23 protein-coding genes and 1 pseudogene are annotated in these 19,115 nt (G+C 67.4%); 4 read left to right on the top strand and 20 right to left on the bottom strand.

Features of this window, described 5'->3' with window-relative positions; all coding sequences use genetic code 11:
* Together BMG07_RS12745 and BMG07_RS12740 are read right to left on the bottom strand one after the other, a co-directional pair.
* Nucleotides 1-403 (bottom strand): response regulator transcription factor (locus BMG07_RS12745; RefSeq protein WP_269758899.1); only part of this gene is annotated, 403 nt, incomplete at its 3' end.
* Between the two features lie 11 nt (nucleotides 404-414).
* On the bottom strand, nucleotides 415-1,461 hold the full coding sequence (locus tag BMG07_RS12740) for a PAS domain-containing sensor histidine kinase (RefSeq protein WP_198084879.1): 1,047 nt from the start codon (nucleotides 1,459-1,461) through the stop codon (nucleotides 415-417).
* A gap of 210 nt (nucleotides 1,462-1,671) precedes the next feature.
* On the opposite strand from BMG07_RS12740, the gene BMG07_RS12735 reads away from it, so the two are divergent.
* A complete protein-coding gene (locus BMG07_RS12735; RefSeq protein WP_198084878.1) occupies nucleotides 1,672-1,932 on the top strand; it encodes a hypothetical protein in 261 nt (86 codons plus the stop codon).
* A gap of 7 nt (nucleotides 1,933-1,939) precedes the next feature.
* On the opposite strand, the gene BMG07_RS42000 is transcribed toward BMG07_RS12735, so the two are convergent.
* The 7 genes from BMG07_RS42000 to BMG07_RS12705 form a co-directional block, all read right to left on the bottom strand.
* The gene (locus tag BMG07_RS42000; protein ID WP_269758898.1) at nucleotides 1,940-2,377 is read right to left on the bottom strand and encodes a hypothetical protein; all 438 of its coding nucleotides are present in this window, start codon (nucleotides 2,375-2,377) and stop codon (nucleotides 1,940-1,942) included.
* On the bottom strand, nucleotides 2,278-3,138 hold the full coding sequence (locus BMG07_RS12730) for a PrsW family intramembrane metalloprotease (RefSeq protein WP_269758897.1): 861 nt from the start codon (nucleotides 3,136-3,138) through the stop codon (nucleotides 2,278-2,280). Before BMG07_RS12730 ends, BMG07_RS42000 begins: the two co-directional genes overlap by 100 nt.
* A complete protein-coding gene (locus BMG07_RS12725; protein WP_198084877.1) occupies nucleotides 3,135-3,695 on the bottom strand; it encodes a hypothetical protein in 561 nt (186 codons plus the stop codon). The genes BMG07_RS12730 and BMG07_RS12725 overlap by 4 nt, the downstream gene beginning before the upstream one ends.
* Before the next feature lie 196 nt (nucleotides 3,696-3,891).
* Entirely contained in the window at nucleotides 3,892-4,512 is a 621-nt protein-coding gene (locus tag BMG07_RS12720; protein ID WP_198084876.1) for a hypothetical protein, read from the bottom strand.
* A gap of 133 nt (nucleotides 4,513-4,645) precedes the next feature.
* Nucleotides 4,646-5,092 (bottom strand): hypothetical protein, encoded by a 447-nt coding sequence (locus BMG07_RS12715; protein WP_198084875.1) that lies wholly within the window; start codon nucleotides 5,090-5,092, stop codon nucleotides 4,646-4,648.
* 131 nt (nucleotides 5,093-5,223) lie between these two features.
* Nucleotides 5,224-5,655, bottom strand: coding sequence for a hypothetical protein (locus BMG07_RS12710; RefSeq protein ID WP_269758896.1), 432 nt, complete (start codon nucleotides 5,653-5,655; stop codon nucleotides 5,224-5,226).
* A 96-nt stretch (nucleotides 5,656-5,751) separates the two neighbouring features.
* Nucleotides 5,752-6,609: a hypothetical protein gene (locus tag BMG07_RS12705; RefSeq protein WP_198084873.1), complete on the bottom strand. Its 858-nt coding sequence runs from the start codon at nucleotides 6,607-6,609 to the stop codon at nucleotides 5,752-5,754.
* A gap of 156 nt (nucleotides 6,610-6,765) precedes the next feature.
* Here BMG07_RS12705 and BMG07_RS12700 point away from each other — a divergent pair, with 156 nt between their 5' ends.
* Nucleotides 6,766-7,263 (top strand): plastocyanin/azurin family copper-binding protein, encoded by a 498-nt coding sequence (locus BMG07_RS12700; RefSeq protein WP_198084872.1) that lies wholly within the window; start codon nucleotides 6,766-6,768, stop codon nucleotides 7,261-7,263.
* A 12-nt stretch (nucleotides 7,264-7,275) separates the two neighbouring features.
* On the opposite strand, the gene BMG07_RS12695 is transcribed toward BMG07_RS12700, so the two are convergent.
* The 10 genes and pseudogenes from BMG07_RS12695 to BMG07_RS12655 all read right to left on the bottom strand — a co-directional run bounded on the left by BMG07_RS12695 (nucleotide 7,276) and on the right by BMG07_RS12655 (nucleotide 16,733).
* Nucleotides 7,276-7,668: a VOC family protein gene (locus BMG07_RS12695; protein ID WP_198084871.1), complete on the bottom strand. Its 393-nt coding sequence runs from the start codon at nucleotides 7,666-7,668 to the stop codon at nucleotides 7,276-7,278.
* Nucleotides 7,669-7,738: 70 nt separating this feature from the next.
* A complete protein-coding gene (locus BMG07_RS12690) occupies nucleotides 7,739-9,259 on the bottom strand; it encodes an amidohydrolase family protein (RefSeq protein ID WP_198084870.1) in 1,521 nt (506 codons plus the stop codon).
* A 23-nt stretch (nucleotides 9,260-9,282) separates the two neighbouring features.
* Nucleotides 9,283-10,185 (bottom strand): ABC transporter permease, encoded by a 903-nt coding sequence (locus BMG07_RS12685; protein WP_198084869.1) that lies wholly within the window; start codon nucleotides 10,183-10,185, stop codon nucleotides 9,283-9,285.
* On the bottom strand, nucleotides 10,182-11,219 hold the full coding sequence (locus BMG07_RS12680; protein WP_198084868.1) for an ABC transporter permease: 1,038 nt from the start codon (nucleotides 11,217-11,219) through the stop codon (nucleotides 10,182-10,184). Before BMG07_RS12680 ends, BMG07_RS12685 begins: the two co-directional genes overlap by 4 nt.
* Nucleotides 11,216-11,941 carry an ATP-binding cassette domain-containing protein gene (locus BMG07_RS44840; RefSeq protein ID WP_374221271.1) on the bottom strand — a complete coding sequence of 242 codons (726 nt, stop codon included), beginning with the start codon at nucleotides 11,939-11,941 and terminating at the stop codon, nucleotides 11,216-11,218. Before BMG07_RS44840 ends, BMG07_RS12680 begins: the two co-directional genes overlap by 4 nt.
* A 360-nt stretch (nucleotides 11,942-12,301) precedes the next feature.
* Nucleotides 12,302-12,780, bottom strand: a pseudogene (locus BMG07_RS44835) (ATP-binding cassette domain-containing protein); the annotation flags it as partial.
* A 16-nt stretch (nucleotides 12,781-12,796) separates the two neighbouring features.
* Entirely contained in the window at nucleotides 12,797-13,849 is a 1,053-nt protein-coding gene (locus BMG07_RS12670) for a BMP family ABC transporter substrate-binding protein (RefSeq protein WP_198084866.1), read from the bottom strand.
* A 55-nt stretch (nucleotides 13,850-13,904) separates the two neighbouring features.
* Nucleotides 13,905-14,225 carry an NIPSNAP family protein gene (locus tag BMG07_RS12665; protein ID WP_198084865.1) on the bottom strand — a complete coding sequence of 107 codons (321 nt, stop codon included), beginning with the start codon at nucleotides 14,223-14,225 and terminating at the stop codon, nucleotides 13,905-13,907.
* 26 nt (nucleotides 14,226-14,251) lie between these two features.
* Complete coding sequence (locus BMG07_RS12660; RefSeq protein WP_198084864.1) at nucleotides 14,252-15,877, bottom strand: GMC family oxidoreductase; 1,626 nt, start codon at nucleotides 15,875-15,877, stop codon at nucleotides 14,252-14,254.
* 4 nt (nucleotides 15,878-15,881) lie between these two features.
* Nucleotides 15,882-16,733: a hypothetical protein gene (locus BMG07_RS12655; protein WP_198084863.1), complete on the bottom strand. Its 852-nt coding sequence runs from the start codon at nucleotides 16,731-16,733 to the stop codon at nucleotides 15,882-15,884.
* A gap of 152 nt (nucleotides 16,734-16,885) precedes the next feature.
* On the opposite strand from BMG07_RS12655, the gene BMG07_RS12650 reads away from it, so the two are divergent.
* Entirely contained in the window at nucleotides 16,886-17,539 is a 654-nt protein-coding gene (locus tag BMG07_RS12650; RefSeq protein WP_198084862.1) for a TetR/AcrR family transcriptional regulator, read from the top strand.
* 173 nt (nucleotides 17,540-17,712) lie between these two features.
* On the top strand, nucleotides 17,713-18,093 hold the full coding sequence (locus BMG07_RS12645) for a helicase SNF2 (RefSeq protein ID WP_198084861.1): 381 nt from the start codon (nucleotides 17,713-17,715) through the stop codon (nucleotides 18,091-18,093).
* Nucleotides 18,094-18,265: 172 nt separating this feature from the next.
* Here the strand turns inward: BMG07_RS12645 and BMG07_RS12640 are convergent, their stop codons facing one another.
* The gene (locus BMG07_RS12640; RefSeq protein ID WP_198084860.1) at nucleotides 18,266-19,108 is read right to left on the bottom strand and encodes a dienelactone hydrolase family protein; all 843 of its coding nucleotides are present in this window, start codon (nucleotides 19,106-19,108) and stop codon (nucleotides 18,266-18,268) included.
* Between the last annotated feature and the right edge of the window lie 7 nt (nucleotides 19,109-19,115).

Raw genomic sequence — 19,115 nt, 5'->3', positions numbered from 1 at the left:
CGCTCACCAGCGGCGCGGCGCGCGCGCTCAGGTACTGGCCGCCGGCGGCCACGCGGCGGATGGCGCGCACCAGCTCGGCGGGCTCGGCGTCCTTGGCGATGTAGCCGCGCGCGCCGCCCTGGATGGCGACCAGCGCGTACTGCTCTTCCGCGTACATCGACAGCATCAGCACCGGCAGCGAAGGCTGCGCCGCGCGGATCGACGCCAGCACCTCCAGCCCGTTGCGGCCTTCCATGCTGATGTCCAGCAGCACGATGTCGAAGCGGCGCTGGCGCACCTGGGCCAGCGCCTCGGCGCCGTTGGCGGCCTCGCCGGTGGTGCGGATGTCGGTCTCGTCGAGCAGCAGGCGCTGCAGCCCCGAGCGGAAGATGGTGTGGTCGTCGACCATGAGGATGTCGATCAAGGCCGTGCCTTTCAGAGCAAGGGCGCGCGCAGTCGCAGGCGCGTGCCCCGGCCCGGCGCCGAGTCGATGCGCAGTTCGCCGCCGATCTCTCGCGCGCGCTCGCGCATGCTCAGCAAGCCGAGCGCGCTGCCGTCCGGCGCGCCGGTGTCGAAGCCGCGGCCGTCGTCGTGCAGCTCCAGCACCAGCTGCTGGTCTTCCACACGCAGCGTCACGCCCACGTGCGAGGCCCCGGAGTGGCGCGACACGTTCGTCAGCCCCTCCTGGAAGATGCGGTAGACCGCCGTCGTGTGGCGCGGCGGCAGGCGCGGCGTGGTCGCGCCGGTGTCCAGCGCATGCGGCACGCCCGAGCGGCGCGTGAACGCGCGCAGCTCGTTGGCCAGCGCCACCGACAGGTCGAGGTGGTCGAGCGCGCTGGGGCGCAGGGCCTCGGAGATCTGCTTCACGGTGTCGATGGTCTGCTGCGTCAGCGCGATCAGGCCCTGCGTGAGCGCCTGCATCTCGGGGTTTTCGGCGCGGCGCTGGATGCGGGTCGCGTCCATCTTGATCGACGTGAGCATGCCGCCGAGCACGTCGTGCACATCGCGCGCCATGGCCAGGCGCTGTTCTTCGAGCTTGTTGGCGGTGTAGGCGGCCAGCGCCTGCAGCTGCTCGCGGGAGCGCTTGAGTTCTTCCTCGTTGCGCACGCGGTCGGTCACGTCGACACCCACGCCCATCACCGCGGGCCGGCCGCGATACGTGATGCGCGTGCCGTGCACCTCGACCAGCCGCACGCTGCCGTCGCGGTGCAGGCCGCGCGTGATGAAGTGCATGCTGGGCGGCTGCTGCGCGAGCCGGGCCCGGATGCGCGAGCGCACCACTTCCAGGAAGTCGGGCGGCACCATCTGCGCGAGCGACATGCCCGTGGCCTCCTGCACCGTGTAGCCCACGATCGCGGCCCAGGTGGCGTTGCAGTAGACAAAGCAGTCGTCCTGAATGACGTAGATGCCCGCGACCATCTGCTCCACGATGGTGTGGAAGGGCATGTCCGGCAGGCGGGTGTCTCGTTCGAAGTCGGTCACTTGGCGGGGCGGGCGGAGGGCGGCTTCATGATAGGTCGATGGCCCGCCGGTGGCCGCCTGCTGCGGGTTTGCGAGAAGCAGGGTTCCCCGTAGGCGCGCCCGGAAATGTCCGATGGCGTCCCCCAGGCGTGCGGGGTGGCGGCTGACACGTCGGCGCCGGATGCGGTGCGAGCATGCATGCTGATTTCACAAAACCTGGAGGATCCACCGATGACCCGAAAAATCCTGATGGCGTTCGCCGCTTCGCTCACGCTGCTCGCGGCCGGCACCGCCAGCGCGCAGGTCGGCAAGGCCGCCTCGGAAGCGACCGACGCCGCCAAGCACAAGATCGACGAGAAGCGCGCCGACAGCGACGCCAAGAAGAGCGGCCCGGTCGGCAAGGCCGTGAACAACGTCAAGTCGGGCTATCACAAGAACCGCTCGAAGAGCTCGGCCGAGAAGGCCAAGAAGGCGCTGAAGGACGCGGGCTGATTTTTCCTCAGGTCGCCGGGCGCGGCTGGATCAGCGGATCGAGTTCGGCGCGCAAACGCCTGATCGCGATTTCGTGGCGCAAGGTCTGCGCCCCGCGCCCGTAGGTTCCGGCCTTGCGGATCAGGCGCAACTGCTCGCGCTGCAGCTGCGTCTTCAGGCGCCGCGCGCGCCAGCCGTAGGTCCAGCCCATCTCGCGGCGGACCTTGTAGCGCTGCATGGGCGCGCCAAGCCGTACCCATTCGTCGTCCTGAATCAGCTCGCGCTCCGGCACCAAGACGGCCGCCAGCGCGTGCAGGTAGGTGCCGTTCTCGCGCGCGGCCACGCGCCAGAACAGCCCGGCCGCGATCACCACCGGAATGCCCTTGACCACCAGCAGCACGGCCATTTCGCCGTAGCCGTCGTCGAACAGGTCTTCGAGGAACGGCGAGTTCCAGATGAAGTGCATGCCCCATGCGAGCGCGAAGCAAAGCAGCGCGGCGGCCACCCGCAGCACCATCGGCCGCTGCGGATGCAGCAGGAACCAGGCCACGCCGAAGGACGCGATCGTCGTGTAGGCGCGTGGCTCCACAGGCCGCTCATGAGGCCGCGCGTGAACAGGTTCAGGAACACCGGGTAGACCTGGTTCTCGAGCGGAAAGTGCATCGACGCGTTGACCGTGTAGCTCAGGTTCTCGATCACCTGGAAGCCCAGCCCCGTGAGCGCGCCGACGATGAGCACCGAAAGGTACGTCTGGAACTGGTTGCGCGCCACCAGCACCAGCAGAATGACGCCCGCGATTTTCAAAAACTCTTCCGTGATCGGCCCCGCGATGGCCGGGCCCCACACCGCCACGAATTCGGGTGAGATCAGCTTGGCGCACAGGCTCTGGATCGCGATGTTCGCGGGCGCGGCAAAGTAGACCGCGCCCATGCCGCCCCATGCAAAGGCCAGCACGAACGCTTCCGGCGGATGCTGCTCAAGCAGGTCCAGCGTGCGAAAGGCGAGAAGAAAGAGCAGGGTGTACAGCCCCCACACCAGCAGCCCCAGAAAGGCCGTGATGGGCACCACGCGAAAGCCGATCGAGAACATGTGGACCGTGTAGAACAGGCCATTGAGAATCAGCGCCGAGAGCAGCCAGAACGCCGCGCGCTGCGGCTGGAAGAACGAGTCGGTGCCGACCGGCCACGCGGCCTGGTCCTCGCTCTTGTCGAAGACGGGGGCGCTCATTGGTCGGCCTCCAGGTCCATCGAGTCGAGCATGCTTCGGGCTTCGGTCAGCGCGTCGTCCAGCCCGTCGTTGGGGCCGTAGAAATCGATCTGCACCAGCGACTTGCGCCGCAGGTCGACCACCTGCCAGAAGCGGCCGGCGAGCTTCGAGCCGTAGTAGGCGAAGGTCTTGCCCTGCAGGCCCCAGGAGGTGACGAAATCGGACACGTCGCCGTCGATGGTCAGGCCCTGGCCGCGCTCCATGAGGCGCTGCTGCCGCACCAGCGGACCGTCGGGGCCGCCGGCCCACGCTTCCGTGCTCACGCGGAACTTGTGGCCGCCCTTGAGCAGCATCAGCGAGCGGCCGGCCTTGGAGCGCGAGACGTCCATCTTCCAGCCGTCGGCGGGAACGAAGCGGGCCTGGCCCACGTCGATGGTTTCACCTGCGGCCAGCGGGCGGGCGCCGGGGGTGTGGCGGTCCCAGAAGGTCAGGCCGCCGACGTAGGCGGCAATGGCGAGGAGGACGGCGAGTGCGCCCGGCCAGGTGCGATAGGGGATTCGGCGGGAGGGCTCGTGCATGGGGGGATCGTGCCATAGGGGCGCTTGCACGGAAGGTTGGGAAAGTGCGGCGTGTTTGCTGTCTCTGTCTGTGCCACTGATATGCGCGGACCGGAGGCGGCTTTTGCGTCCCGAAGCGGGCATCGACGCTCCCCAAAGCAGCCACTCAACCGAAGGCCTGAAACGGGTCTGAACAGGCTGTACGCGTCGCTAAAAGTCAGCCGTTCAAGATGGAGGCCCGGGGGCGTCGCTCCGCAGCGGCTCGCAGCGTAATTTCTTGCATCGCGGCTTTCGCTGAAAGCTTCACGTCCCTCTTGCTCGATTCAAGGCCGGCCTGAAGTGCAGGAACGGATTTCAATGTACCGATCAGGTTCAGAACAGCATGGCAGTAGATCTTGTCGTGAGGGTCACTAGATGCCACAAGGACTGCCAGCAATCGATCTTCGGTTTCGGGAGCCGTCGATATACGCAACGCCCGAATAGCGCCGTGTCGCACCAGCCAGCGCCTGTCGCGCAACAGACCATAGACTGGCTCTAGATCGGTGTCTGGGCCGGCGGGGACCTTCGCCAGACTGTCCAGCAGGCTGGCGAGTGCATGCTTGTCGCGCTCGGACGGAATGTGTGAAATCAGCGTGGAAGCACATTTTGATTCTTTGAGGTTGTTCCCAAGGGCGCCGAGCATGAAGTAAGCGGCAGAGCGCTCTGCCTTCGGGGGACCAGCGCGGAGGAAGGTATTCAGTTCCTCGAGCGCCGCAATTTCTTGAAGCGATTCAGCCTCTCGATGGGCATGCCATGAACTCGACTCCTCGGAGTTCATGACTTTCTCTTGCACCGTCATGCGCGAAATAAGGTCCTGTAGGTAACTTTGCATTTTTTTGTGCCGTTGCCTCTATCTATTGAAGGAGCCCAATAATTACGCAGCAAATCGGTGCGGAAAATAAGGCTGCTGTCCACGTTTTGCCAACCTCCGCTCAAATCTTATAGGCATAGATGCAACTGAGCTCAGCCCCTTTCAGAACGGATCTGAAGGGTTCGGGCGCATCTTTGAGGATGGCGTCAAAGCTGGCATTGAGTTTGCCGGCACCCATGCTGCCTTTGTACTTGATGCTCTTCGGCTTGGCTTGAAGCTGGAGCTTGTTGGACGCAGACATCACGGCCTCCAACTTGAAGATGCCGTGACGGAAATCAGTGGACTCGGAGGTTTCTGCCTTTGGTGAAGCCAAGCCTATGGTTTGCCCGCGGTAGGAGAGTTCCAAATCGACTTCGACAATGCTGGCGGGAATATCACCCTCCAAGGTGAGCACCTGCCCCGCATGACTTCCTTTGCAGTTGAGTCGCGCCGTATTCGCCCCTGCGATGGCTTGACCCGAGAGGGTGAACAGCAGCACCAGGCTGCAAAGAGGCAAGGTTTTTCTCATATGGCTTCCATTCGATTCATGCAATGCATTCAGGTTGAGGAGTATGCGAGAGGACGGCTTGGCTCCGGATCGGAGAGCGGGCGGCGAAGCGCCCCGAGAGACCCGGGAATCACCCCTTGCGCTCGGCGCACTCAAAGCCGCCACCGATAGCGCCGCCTGCGCTTCGCATGCATCGCCCTGTCATCCGCCATGCTCGAGCGCGCGCCCGCGCCGAAGAGCCCGATCCAGATCAGGAAGACAGTCGATGCACTGAACAGGACCACGGCAAACCAGTCGGAAGAAGATGTCGCCTCCATCGCCGAGGTGAGTGCGATCAACGCGAAGAGCAGGGCCATGCCCCATGCGACCACGCGCCGAAAGACCAGCCAGCTGCCGGCCATCGCGCGTTCCGGCAATTTCGGCTCGTCGATGCCGCTGGCGTTGTCTTCGAAGACGCCTGCCAGAGCGCCCAGAACGCGAGCGGCAGAAACAGCAGGCCGAACCAGCGGCTGGGGCCGTCGCCGGCCCACGCGCACCAGCCGATCGCCAGCAGTATCCCGGCCGCGACCACGACCAGAACCCACCGTTCGATGATTTCCCAGCGCTCCATCGCAACGCCCCCTGTGTAGTTTTGAGTCGATCGTAACTTTGGCGGGAAGCCCCGGCGACCGGGGAGTCGCTTACGCCCGCGGCCCGCGCAGCTTCACAAGACCGAAGCCCAACCCCACCGCCGCGACAAGAAACGCAAGCACCGCCAGCCAAACCGACTGGGTGCGCCAATACGCACCCAGCGCGGCGCCCGCCGCGACGAAGGCGGCCAGCCATTCGAGCATCGGGTCGATCCAGCTCTTGGGCCTGCTGGCCATCTTCTCGGCCGAGGGTGCGTCAATGCCTGGCTTCGGCTTCTTTCTGCCCGGCAGCGGAAAGAGCGCCTGGAGTTCTTCCGTGGGCCATGCCCCCGCATCGGTCGAGCCCGTGCCCGACAGCAGCCAGACCGGGTTCGCGCCATGCGCGCCCAGGTCCTTGGCCAACGCCGGCATCTCGCCGCGTCCTGCTTCGAGCGTGTCGATGCTCGCGAGGTCGGCGCGCAACCAGTCCTCGGCGTCGGCGGCATCGGGGAGCCCGCTGGTTCGCAGCAGGACGTGGTCTTCGAAGCCATGTTCGATCAAGGCGGCAAAGCCGTCGTAGATGGGGCGGTAGCGTTCGCCGACCGCGGCCAGCACGCGCTCGCGCCGGCTCGCCAGCCGCGCGAGCGCCGTCTGCTTGCCTGTCACGAGGTAGGGGTAGGTCGCGTCCGCTCCGAAGTCCTGCAGGCTTTCTTCACGTTCGACCGCGGCGCTTTCGTCGTCGACATCGTGCTCGTCGATGAACTTCGCATGGCGGATGTCGTCCACGCTGAAGAGCGTGCGCCAGAACAGCGGGAAGAAGGCATTGGCCTCCAGCTCGCCGCCGTGGCCGAAGAAGCCGTGCCACTCGTTGCGGCTGCCTTCGGGCATGCGGGGCAGGGACGAGCTGGACAGGAACACGGGATGCGACATGGTTTCCTTTCGGACGACGGAGCAGCAACGCAAGGCTGCGTAGATTACTTTCTTGTCATCGGCTTGTCAGGCGATCGGTGGACAGGCTTCCTAGAGTGCGGCGCAGGCGGGCACGTCGTCCGTCCGGGGCAAGCCACACAAAGAGAAGGAAAAAGCATGACATCCAACAGGTTCCGCATTCCCGTCATCGCGGCATTGCTCGCGCTGGCAACCGCCGGCGCGGCCGCATCGGGCACGCATGCCGGCGGCCACGACGGCGACGGCGGCAACAGCGCGATCGGCAAGCCCGGCGTGGCGGGCAAGTCGGTGCGCACGGTGAACATCGACATGACCGACAACATGCGCTTCACGCCGGCCGACATCGAGGTGAAGCAGGGCGAGACGGTGCGCTTCGTCGTCAGGAACGTGGGCGTGCTCAAGCACGAGCTAGTGCTGGGCACCGGCAAGGACCTGCGCGCGCACTACGAGGCGATGATGAAGAACCCGGAGATGGAGCACGCCGAGCCGAACATGGTGACGCTGGCGCCGGGCAAGACCGGCGAGGTGCTGTGGCAGTTCACGCAGGCCGGCAAGGTCGATTTCGGCTGCCTGCAGCCGGGCCACTACGACGCCGGCATGAAGGGCGCTGTCAGCGTGGCGAAGGCCGGGCGCTGACCGCCTGCGGAATCATCCGCCGATGGGCGAGCACAGTTCGACCAGCGTGCCGTCGGGGCAGCGCACGTAGGACACCACCTGTCCCCACGGCTTGGAGACCGGCGCGCAAAGCTCCGACGCGCCGGCCGCGAGGGCCTGCGCATGCGCGCCCGCGACGTCTTCGGTGACGAAGCCCAGCTCGATGCCCAGCGGCTTGGCCGATGCCGATGCGGCGACATGGCCCTGCGGGAAATTCGATTCGGCGAGTTCGTGCGCCGCGAAGGCGAGGGTGGTCTCGCCGGTCGCGAGTTCGCCATAGGTGTTCGATTCGTGCAGGAACTTGCGCGTGAAGCCGAAGGCCTGTTCGAAGAACTGGAGCGACTTCGCGACGTCGGGCACGTAGACGATGGTGTAGCCGAATTTCATGGATGCAAAGGTCGATGGAAAGAGAAAACAGCACTCTATCCAGAATGTCCGCGAGAGAGGGCTTCAACCCCTAAGGCGCCGGTGTGAAGTGCGAAAGGCCGGGCAGCTCGACGGCCTTGCAGCGCCTGATGACCTCGGCGAAGCAGGGCTCGAACACGCGGTTGGCGGCTTCCCATTGGCCGTGCTCCCGCAGGTAGGCGGGGAGCAGTTCGCCCAGCTCTTCCCACACCACCGATTCGTCGACGGTGTGCAACCGGCGCTCGCGCGAAACGATGTGGCCGGCCACCATCACAAGTTCGACCGAGCTGCCGTTCTCGCAGTACACCAGCTGCTTCGCGAGGTCGTTGCGGGGCCGGTAGTTGTCGTTGTCCAGGCCGAGCATCACGAGGTCGGCGGCCTTGCCGACTTCGAGCGAACCCGTCACGTCGTCGAGCATCGCGGTGCGCGCGCCGTCGAGCGTGGCCATCTTCAGCACTTCGGCGGCACGTGGCCATTGCGCGCCGTCGGTGGCGGGGCCGTTGTGCATCAGTGCGGCGAAGCGCATCAGGTCGAACACGCGCGCGCTGTCGTTCGACGAGAGGCCGTCGGTGCCCAACCCGATGCGCACGCCCGCGTCCAGCAGCTTGCGCACCGGCGCCAGCCCCGAGCCGAGCTTGAGGTTGCTCAGCGGGTTGTGCACCACGGTGCAGCCGGCCTCGCCCATGCGCGCAATGTCGGCGTCGGTGAGCCAGATGGCGTGGGCCAGCGTGGCATGCCGGTCGAGGATGCCGATGTCGTGCATGTGCGCGAGCAGCGTCTTGCCGTAGAACATCTGGCCCGCCACGGCCTGCACCTTCGTTTCGAGCAGGTGGGTGTGCAGCGGCACGCCGTGCTGCACAGCCAGTGCGTGGCAGGCCTGGAGCATGTCGACGGTGCAGCGCTGCGGCGCCGACGGCGTGATGGCAAAGCGCAGGCGGCCGTCGCCCTGTGCGTGGAACTGTGCGAAGGCCTGCTGGCAATAGGCCGTGTAGTCGGCTGCCGTGGTCGGCGCGCCGAACTTCAGTTGCGCGCTCAGGTGCTGCGGAAATACCTCGTGGCCGAAGGGCGTGGAATCGAGCACCGGCGTGTTGAGCACCGCGCTCGACACGTTGGCGCGAATGCCCGCGTCGCGGTAGGCCTGGAAGACGATGCCGAGCCGGTCGATGCTGTGCGCCATCGGGTCGAAGAAGTCGTCGCACAGCGTGGTCACGCCGCTTTGGAGCGACTGCATGGCGAGCACCAGCGTGCGCAGGTACAGCAGGCGGTCTGGAATGGGGCTGCCCGAGAGGTACGTGTATGCGTACAGCAGCCAGGTTTCCAGCGGCATGCCTTCGTAGCGGCCCTTGAAGAAGGTCTCGCTCGAATGCGTGTGCGCGTTGACGAGCCCGGGCATCACGAGCTTGCCGCGGCCTTCGATGATTTCGCACGCGGGCGGCACGGGCAGGTCGGGGCCGATGGCTTCGATCTTGCCGCCGCGCAGCAGCAGGTCGGCGCGCACGGGCTGCGTGCCTTGCGGGCCGGCCAGGGTCAGCAGTTCGGCGCCGCGAATCAGGGTGCAGGTGGGTGTCGTCATGCGCGAAGCTCCTTGCGGCGGGGTCAGTCGCGCATCTCGGCCGTGCCCCGGATCGAGCCTAGCCCGCCGCGCAGCTTGGTGCTCAGCCACACGCCGAAGATGGTGGCCAGGTAAGGCAGCGACTGCAGCAGGTCGTTGGAAATCGCGCCGCCATACACCAGCTGCGCGCGAATGCCCAGCGCCGACACCACGGCGAAGAACACGGCCGCCGCCGTGGCGCCAAGCGCGCTGCCGGCGCCGAAAATCACGGCCGCGAAGGCCATGAAGCCGCGGCCCGCCGTCATGTTCTGCGAGAAGATCTGCAGGCTGCCGCCGGCCAGCTCGGCGCCGCCGATGGCGCACAGCACGCCGCCCAGCGCCAGCGCCAGCAGGCGCATGCGGCCGGGGCTCACGCCCACGCTGCGCGCGGCGAACGGGTGCTCGCCCGAGGCCGACATCTGAAGGCCCAGCCGCGTGCGTTCCAGCAGCAGCCACACCAGCCACACCGCCACCGGCATCAGCAGCACGAACACCGAGAGGCCGCCGAACGCGCCCAGGTCCACGCCGGTCAGGCTGTTGAGCTTGGGAATGCCGAACGGCGCCGTCACCGTGGCTTCGCTGTCGTACAGCGCCTGGATGGCCAGCGAGGTGCCGCCCAGGCCCAGCCCCGTGAGCCCCAGCCCCGCGATGATCGGGTTGGCCTTGAGCTGCTCGACCACGTACCACAGCAGCACCGACGCGGCCACGCACAGCGCCGCCGCGATCAGCATGGCCTGCACGAACGAACCCGTCTGCACGATGCCCACGATGAGCGCGCAGCTGCCGATGATCATCAGCCCCTCGAGGCCCAGGTTCCAGATGCCCGCGCGCTGCGCCAGCACGCCCGCCAGCGTGACGTAGATCAGCGGCGTGCCCGAGATCAGGATGGAGACGAGCGTGTCTGTCATGCGGGCTTTCTGCGGGCCAGGAGCTTGTCGAGCCACCGGGCGCGGGACGTGATGAAAAGGGCGATGGTGGCGTTGATGACCTCGATCGCCGCCGCGGGCATGCCGGCCATCACCGGCAGGTACAGCGCGGCCGACGCCAGTGCGCCGAAGAAGAGGGCGGACACGGCCGTGCCGACGATGGTGAGCTGCGCCACCAGCGCGATCAGGATGGCCGTGAAGCCGTGCGCGGGCAGGAAGCCGCTGGCCAGCCGGCCGTTGGGTCCGAGCAGCTCGATGCCGCCGGCCAGCCCCGCGAGCGCGCCGCTCACCAGGAAGCTGAACAGCCCGATGCGCCCGACCCGCGCGCCTTGCCACGACACCATGGTCGGGTTGCGCCCCGCGAGGTTGGCGACGATGCCCAGCGCCGTGCGGTTGGCCAGCAGCCACGACAGCGCGAACACCAGCAGCGTGATCGCCACGATGAGCGGCGACACGCCCAGCGAATCGGAGATGCGGTACGCGTCGGCAATGGGCCGGCTCGACGCCTGCTGGCCCGAGCCCGTCGGGTCTTTCAGCGGGCCGGAGGTCACGTACACCAGCAGCAGCCCCGCCAGGAAGTTGCCCATCAGCGTGGTGATGACCTCGTCGGTGCCCGAGCGCAGTCGCAGCAGGCCGGGCCACATGGCCCACAGCGCGCCGCCGACCATGCCCGCGAGCAGGCAGCAGGCAATGACCAGCCACGCCGGACCGCCCGCGAGCCACTCGGCCATGAACGCCGCGAAGATGGAGCCGACGTAGAACTGCCCCTGCGCGCCGATGTTGAAGAAACCCGCGCGAAACGCGATGGCCACGCCGGTCGCGGTGATGAAGAGCGGCATCGCCCAGCGCAGCCCCTGGTGCAAGGCGCCGTCGCGCAGGAACGCACCGTCGAGGATGCCGGTGAACAGCTCGCCCACGTCGAGCCCGGCGCCCATGAACGCGAGCGCGCACAGCAGCAGCGCAAAGCACACGAAGACCAGCACCCGCAGCACGGGCAGCATGCGTGAGGCCATCATGCGTGCGCTCCCACCATGGCCTGGCCGACCTGGCGCAGGTCGTAGGGCGCGCCGTATTCGCCGACCACCTGGCCGCGCAGCATGACCAGCACGCGGTCGCTGATGTCGAAGAGCTCGTCGAGGTCCGACGAGATGAGGATGATGGCCGCACCCCGGTCGCGCGCCCGCCGCAGCGCCTTCCACACATAGGCGGTGGCGCCGATGTCCAGGCCGCGCGTGGGCTGCGCGGCGATGATGAGGCGCGCGCTGTCGTCGACCTCGCGCGCGAAGATCACCTTTTGCGCGTTGCCGCCCGAGAGCGAGCCCGCGGGCTGGCTGCTGGTGGCGTAGCGCACGTCCCACTGCGTGAGGGCGGTGTCGCATTCGGCCTGGATCTTCTTCGGGCGCACGAACGAGAGCAGGCCGCCTTGCAGCAGGCGGCCCATGGCCCAGTTCTCCCACAGGCTGCTGTTCAGCGAGAGGCCTTCGACGTTGCGCTCGAACGGAATGATGCGAAGCCCGGCCGCGCGCCGCGTGGCGAGGTCGCTGTGCGTCATGTCCTTGCCGCCGAGCTCCAGCGTGCCGGCTGCCGTGCCGGCCAGCGCGGCGATGGCGCGCACCAGCGTGCGCTGGCCGTTGCCCTCGACGCCCGCGATGCCGATGATCTCGCCCGCGCGGATGTCCAGGCTCACGTCGTTGAGCGCCGCGCCTTCGGCGTCGGGCTGGGTCGAGAGATGGCGCATGCGCAGGACGGTGGGGGCAGCGAGGGTGTCGGCTGCAGGGCGCGCGGGTGCATCGGCCGGCGCGGCGGCCGCCTGCGGCACCTTCGCGTCGCCCATGATCCATTGGCTCAGTTCGGCCGCGCTGATCGACGCGCACGGCACAGGGCCGGTGACATGTTCGCCGCGGCGCAGCACGCTCACGGTGTCGGCAATGGCCATCATTTCGCGGATCTTGTGGAGGATGAGCACGACGGTCACGCCGCGCTTCTTCAGGATGCGGATGCGCTCGAACAGCGTCTCCACGCCGGCCGGCGCGAGCACGGCCGTCGGCTCGTCCAGGATCAGCACGCGCGCGTCGGTGACCAGCGCCCGTGCGATCTCGATGCCCTGCTGCGTCTCGATCGGCAGGTTGCGGATCACCTCGCGCGGGCTCACCGAAAGGCCCAGCCCGTCGAGGTGCGCCTGCCAGCGCTTCTCGAGCTGGCGCGATGTGAAAAGGCCGCTGTGCCGCGTGGCGCCGAACTCCATGGCCTGCGCCACGGTGAACGACGCGGGCAGCGCGAAGCTCTGGTGCACCAGCTCCACGCCGCCGCGCGCGCGGCGTTGACGTGGCCGGTGCGGATCTCGTGGTCGCCGATGCGCACGCGGCCGTGCGTGGGCTTCACCAGGCCGGAGCAGACGCGGGCGAAGGTGGTCTTGCCCGCGCCGTTCTGTCCGACCACCGCATGAATCCGCCCTTCCTCGAAAGCGATGGACACGTCCGACAGCGCCTTCACGGTGTCGTATTGCACGGTGACGCCGTCGAGCACCAGCGCGGGGCGCGCGGGCGCGGCCGCGCCATTCGGGGAACTGCTGTTCATGCTGCGGTGGCGGGGTTCAGAGAACGGTGTTGAACGGCACCTTCAGCGTGCCGCCGAGGATGGCCGCCTGCGCGGTGCGGATCTCGGTCATCACTTTTTCGGCCTTGGCGGCCACGGCCTTGTCGCCTTCCTTCTGGAACAGCGGCGACAGCTCCAGGCCCACCACGCCGGTGCCCAGGCCGGTGCTCAGGTGCGTGCCGCCCTTGCCGTTCTTGAGGATCTTGTTGGCCTCGTCGTACAGCGACTTGCCGAAGTGCAGGCTGACGATGGAGATCAGCGTCTTGGGCCCCTGCGGGTACTGCGCGGGGTCCAGGCAGCTCAGCAGGCGGCCCGGCTTGTCGTTGGCGGCGGCGATGATGCCCGCGTCGGTGGCGGCGGCGTCGGTCTGGATGAAGTCGATGCCGCCGTTGAACATCTGCGTGGCGATCTCGCGGCCCTTCACCGGGTCCTGGAACGAACCGGCGAACGCGACCGTGACGGCGGCGTCCTTGCGCACCGACAGCACGCCGGCCTTGAAGGCGTTGTAGTCGGCGTTCAACGGCGGGATCGACATGCCGCCGATGAAGCCGATCTTGCCCGTGGTCGACATGCGGCCCGCGAAGATGCCGGCCAGGTAGGTGCCCAGGTAGTAGTCGTAGGACACGGTGGTCACGTTGGGAATGGCGGGCTTCATCTCGTCGCCGAACAGCTGCAGCCACTGCGTCTTCGGGTACTTGGGCGCGAGCGCCTTGAAGGGCTCGGTCACCTCGTTGAAGGTCGACACGATGATGGCCGCGCCCGCGTCGCCCAGCGTGCGGAAGATGGTCTCGTAGGTCGAGGGGTCCTTGGCGTAGATGGCGCGCGTCTGCATGCCCGTTTCCTTGCCCAGCTGCTTGAGCCGCGCAATCATCGCGTCGACCGCGCTGGCGTCGCCCGCGGCTTGCGTGTGCACCAGCGCGATCAGCCCGCCCTTGGCATTCGCGATCAGCGGATAGAGGGCACTGGCCATGGCCACGCCGCCAAGGCCGGCCGCGGCCTTGAGGATCTGGCGGCGGGGCGCGGCGGGGCGGGAAGATGCGTTGCTTGTCATGCGGATATCTCTCGGGTTGAAGAACGGGCGGACGAAGTTGCGGACGAAAAAACGCTCAGGGCGTGGGCGAGCTGGGGACGGGATTCATGATCATCACGTCCTGGCTCTGGATCGCGTCCAGCGCCCACACGCTCTTGATGAACGACTGCCACTCGGGGTCGGCGTACATGGCGGCGCGGCGCGCCTCGCGGTCGGCCAGGCTGTCGTAGGCCCAGATCAGCACCGAGGTGTGGAGCCGGCCGATCTCGGAGATGTACAGGCCCACGAACCGGTTGAGGTGGCGCTTTTGCACGGGCAGGCCCTCGCGTTCGTACTTCTCGCGCCACTGGTCGATGGTGCCGGGGCGGAAGGTGTAGAGGCGGTGTTCGATGATCATGGAGTGCTCCTTCTTGTCCTGGGGTTCTATTCGCCGGCCAGGATGAATTCGGCGCACTTCTCGCCGATCATGATGGCCGGGGCGTTGGTGTTGCCGCTCGAGATGACCGGCATGATCGAGGCGTCGGCCACGCGCAGGCCGGCAATGCCGTGCACCTTGAGCCGGTGGTCGACCACGGCCATCTCGTCGTGGCCCATCTTGCAGGTGCCCACGGGGTGGAAGGTGGTCATGGCGGTGGCGCGCAGCCACGCGACGAGGTCTTCGTCGCTCTGCTTGTCGGGGCCCGGTGCAATTTCCTTGCCACGGTAGGCGTCGAACGCGGGCTGGTCGATGATGCGGCGCGTGGCGCGAATCGCATCGACCATGGTCTTGCGGTCGAACTCGGTGTCCAGGTAGTTGGGCTGGATCATCGGCGCGTCGGTCGGGCGGCCCGAGCGCAGCCGGATGCGGCCCTTGCTGTTCGGGTTGACCGGCCCCACGCGCAGCGTGAAGCCGTGCTTGGCCTCGACCGTGCTTTTCTTGAACGGGTTGGGAAAATACAGGTTGGCCGTCTTCTCGAGCGCGGGCATGAAGTGCAGCTGCACGTCGGGATTCTCGAGCGCGGGCGAGGTCTTGATGAAGGCGCCGGCCTCGTAGGGAAAGGTGGTGGTGATGCCTTCGCCGAACAGCATGCCCTGCACCACCGAGAACGCGATCTTGTCGAAGCGCAGGTCCTTGTAGAGCGTGACGGGCTGCTTGCACTCGTACGACATGACGCAGTCGACGTGGTCCTGCAGGTTGCCGCCCACGCCGGGCAGCGGCTTGAGCACCGCAATGCCGTGCTGGTCCAGCTCGTCCTTCGGGCCGATGCCCGACAGCATCAGCAGGTGCGGCGAGCCGACCACGCCGGCGCAAAGAATCACTTCCTTGCGCGCGCGCACGGTGTGCATCTGGCCGGCGACTTCATAGGACACGCCCACGGCCCGGGCCCGCTCGACCAGCACCTTGTGGGTGCGCGCGCGCGTCACGACCTTGAGGTTGCTGCGCTGGAGCGCGGGGCGCAGGAACGCGAACGAGGTCGACCAGCGCTTGCCGTTCTTGATGGTGAAGTCGTAGCGGCCGAAGCCGAGCTGGCTGGCGCCGTTGAAGTCGTCGTTGAGCGGGTAGCCCGCCTGCTGGCCCGCCGCGCAGAACACGTCGAGCAGCGCGTTCCATCCGCGCGCGCGGCACACGGTGAGTTCGCCCTTGGCGTTGTGGAACACGCCGTCGCGCTGGATGTGGCCTTCGGAGCGCTTGAAGGCGGGCAGCACGTCCTTGTACGACCAGCCGGGGTTGCCCATGGCGGCCCAGCCGTCGTAGTCCTGCTTGCCGCCGCGCACGTAGATCATGCCGTTGATGGTCGACGTGCCGCCCAGCACCTTGCCGCGCGGCCAGTAGATCTTGCGGCCGTTGAGGTTGGGCTCGGGCTCGGTGTGGAAGTGCCAGTTGTAGATGCCCGACTGGAACAGCTTGCCCATCAGCATCGGCAGGCGAAACAGCGGGTTCGAGTCCTTGCCGCCGGCCTCCAGCAGCAGCACGCGCGTGGCCGGGCGCGCGCTCAGGCGCGCGGCGAGGGCGCAGCCCGCGGAGCCCGCGCCCACGATGATGTAGTCGTAGTCGTTCTTGTCGTTCATGGGGTCACCAGTTCGTGGGGGCGCAGCCCATCTCGGCGAGATGCGCGTTGCACAGGGCAAAGGGGTTGGGCAGGCCGAGCACGGCGTCCGCGTAGGCGGGGTGCTCGCGCAGGATGCAGGCGACGTTGCCGCTGCGGCCCTGGGCAATGCCCGCCGCTGCGAAGGCCTGCGCGGCCGAGGCGCCGAAGCCCATGCACACGAGCGGCTCGCCGCGTTGCAGCAGGTGCGCCAGCACGGCCTGGATCAGCGGTTTCCACAGCACGAGGTGGCCGAGCGACTGGTGCGGATCGATCGCCACCTGGAAACGGCTCAGCGTGAAGGAGGTGTTGAGCAGCAGCACGCCGCTGTCGATCCATCGGTCGCTCAGCGTGGCGGGCGTCTCGAAGGGCAGCGCGCCCGATTCGATGGCCGCGAGCGTGCGCGGCCAGTTGGCGAAGCTGCCGCCGTAGCTCGCGTCGCCGGTGCGTGCCTCGGCCAGCATCTGCACCCAGGCGCGGATGCTCTTGGTGAACATCTTGTCGAGCTCGCGCCATTCGGCCACGTTGCCGACCTCGAAGGCGCGGCCCGTGGCGATGTCGATCGACGGATACGGGTCTTGCCCCAGCACGAGGCAGCGCACCTTGGACGGCATCACGCTGTCGAAGGCCTTGAGCATGTGCGCGCCGGCCGGCATGCCGGGCAGGCGGCGTGCCTTGCGCGCAGGGAACACGGGCTCCCACGCTTCGAGTTGCAGGCCCGCGTCGACGCCTTCGAAGTCCAGGCGCACGTCACCGAGCGCGGCGCGCCAGGCCTGGGGCAGGTCGTGCTGCCAGTCGGCCAGTGTTTCTTGCAGTGCGGTGCGCAGGGCTTGGGGCATGAGCTACATTCAAACTTTAAAAGCTGACCATTTCGTCAAGAAATTCTAAGCAAGAAATTGACGAGTTGGTCAGAATTTTTTGCTGGTGCTTTCCCGCTGATAGATGGATGCGCCTCTAGAATTTGTTCCCGGTCAAAAAGCGACTCATAGCCATGCGCGACACCAAGACAACACGACCCTCGACGCCGGAAACCACGGCCGACAGAGAGATCAGGGCGGCCAACAAGCGCAAGATCCTCAAGGCCGCCAGCGAGGTGTTCGCGGCCAAGGGCTTCGACGGCGCGCGCATCGCGGAGATCGCGACCGTGGCGGAGCTGCCCAAGGCCAACGTCTACTACTACTACGCGACCAAGGAGGAGCTCTACAGCGCCACCTTCGCGCCGCTGCTGGAGGAGTGGGACAGCGCGCTGCGCATCCTCGACGCGGGCACGGAGCCGGCCGTTGCGCTGCGCGCCTATGTCGAGGCCAAGCTCAAGCTGGGCCGCAAGAACCCGCTCGAGGCGCGGCTGTTCGCCAACGAGGTGGTGCGCGGCGGCGCGTTCCTGTCGGCGGCCGACCGGGCGCACATTGCGCAGAGCACGGCCGCCAGCATCGAGGTGCTCGAAGCCTGGATGGCCGCCAGGAAGATCCGCAAGATCGACGCGCGGCACTTTCTCTTCATGCTCTGGGCCTCGACCCAGTTCTATGCCGACTACGAGCCCATCGTGAACGCGGTGCTGCAGGTGAAGAAGCTCACGGCCGTGCACTACGAGCAGGCGCTCGAGACCATCGTGAGCACGGTGCTGGCGGGCGTGTTGCTCGACTGAGGGCGCGAGCGGGCAGGGGTTGGGTGCGCGCGGTGCGATTGTTTCCTTCGCATGAACACCGCGGTTCCTTTTGCCTAGGGTTTTTACCTAGATGGCGACGCACAATTCATCCCATGGACCGGCCCTTCAGCTGATCCAGGTGAAACAAACCCAACCAATTGAAGGAATCCAGAATGACCGCCTCGAAGCTCCTCTCCGCCGTTGCCCTTGCCCTGCTCGCCGCCGCCGGTGGTGCCCACGCCGAAACCTATGACGGCGTGCATCAACTGACCTCGGCCAACAGCCGCGCCGATGTCGCCGGCCAGGCCGTGGTGGCCGCGCACAGCGCCAACCCCTATGCCGACGGCGCCAACTCGGGCCCCGTGCAACTGATCGCCTCGACCACCAGCCGCGCCGCCGTTCGCGCCGAGGCCGTGGCCGCCGCGCACAGCGAGAACCCCTACGCCGAAGGCGTGACCTCGCGCGTGGCACCGGTGCTGGCCAGCGGCCTCGACCGTGCCACCGTGCGCGCAGCGGCCCGTGCCGCCGCCCGTGGCGACGCGTTGCCGCTGTAATCGGTAGCGCCTGCTTCGCCTGGGTGGCGAAGCTGCTTTCTCAAGAAAAAGAAGCCGGCCCTGCGCAAGCGGGGTCGGCTTCTTTTTAGCGTCGATCGATGGCGGGCTCGAGCGAGCGCACCGTCTCTGTTGCGCAGTGCCCGCCGCTCCCGTTCCCGAAAGCTGTTTCTGGCTACGCCAGAGCCTCCTTGAATGTCGCCAGCAGGCGCGTCCAGGCGCGCTCGGCCTGGGCGGCGTCGTAGACCTGCGTGTCGGGCGGGCACCAGCCGTGGGCTGCCTGGTACACCTCCACCTCGGCCGGCAGCTTCGCGCTGTCGAACGCGGCGCGCAGCGCGACCTTGGCTTGGGGATCCTTGGCGTCGTCGTTCTCGGCCACGGCAACCAGGTAGCGTGCCTTGGTCTGGGCCATCAGCCGATGGGGGCTGTCGGGTGCTGCGGTCACCATGGCGGCGCCGTGGAAGGTGCCGACGGCGCCCACGCGGCCGGGCGCCACGGTGGCGGTGCGCACCGCGATCGGCCCGCCCATGCAGTAGCCGGTGGTCCCCAGCTTGCGCGCCTTGTCGACCTCTGACTGGGCATCGAGCCAGGTCACGAAGGCCTTGCCGTCGCTCAGGTGCATGGCCGGCGTCAGGGCCTGCATCAGCGGCAGCACTTCGGCGATGGGCGTCTGCCCGCCTTGGGCCGCGGTGGGCGCTTTCTTCTGACGGTAGAAGGGGTTCACCACCAGCACGCTGTAGCCCGATTCGGCCAGCCGCCGCCCCATTTGCCTGAAGGCTGGGCGAAGGCCGAAGATGTCGGGCCAGATCAGCACGCCGGGCGCCGTGCCCGCCGTGGGAGCGACGAAGTAAGCGTCGCAGGTGCCGTCCGCCGTGGCGATGCTCACCTCGCGCTCGGCCACCGCCACGGCGTTGGCCACCCCGGGCAACGCGGTCAGCAGGCCGGCGGATACGGCCCACGTCGCGATGTCGCGGCGGGTGTACTTCTTGAGTTCTTCCTGGTCGTTCAGATCACACATGTGGGGT

Source organism: Variovorax sp. E3, from assembly GCF_016082275.1.
In the GTDB taxonomy this organism is placed as follows: domain Bacteria; phylum Pseudomonadota; class Gammaproteobacteria; order Burkholderiales; family Burkholderiaceae_C; genus Variovorax.
The sequence above is the reverse complement of the archived record's forward strand: the minus strand, read 5'-3'. Positions and strand labels throughout refer to the sequence as shown.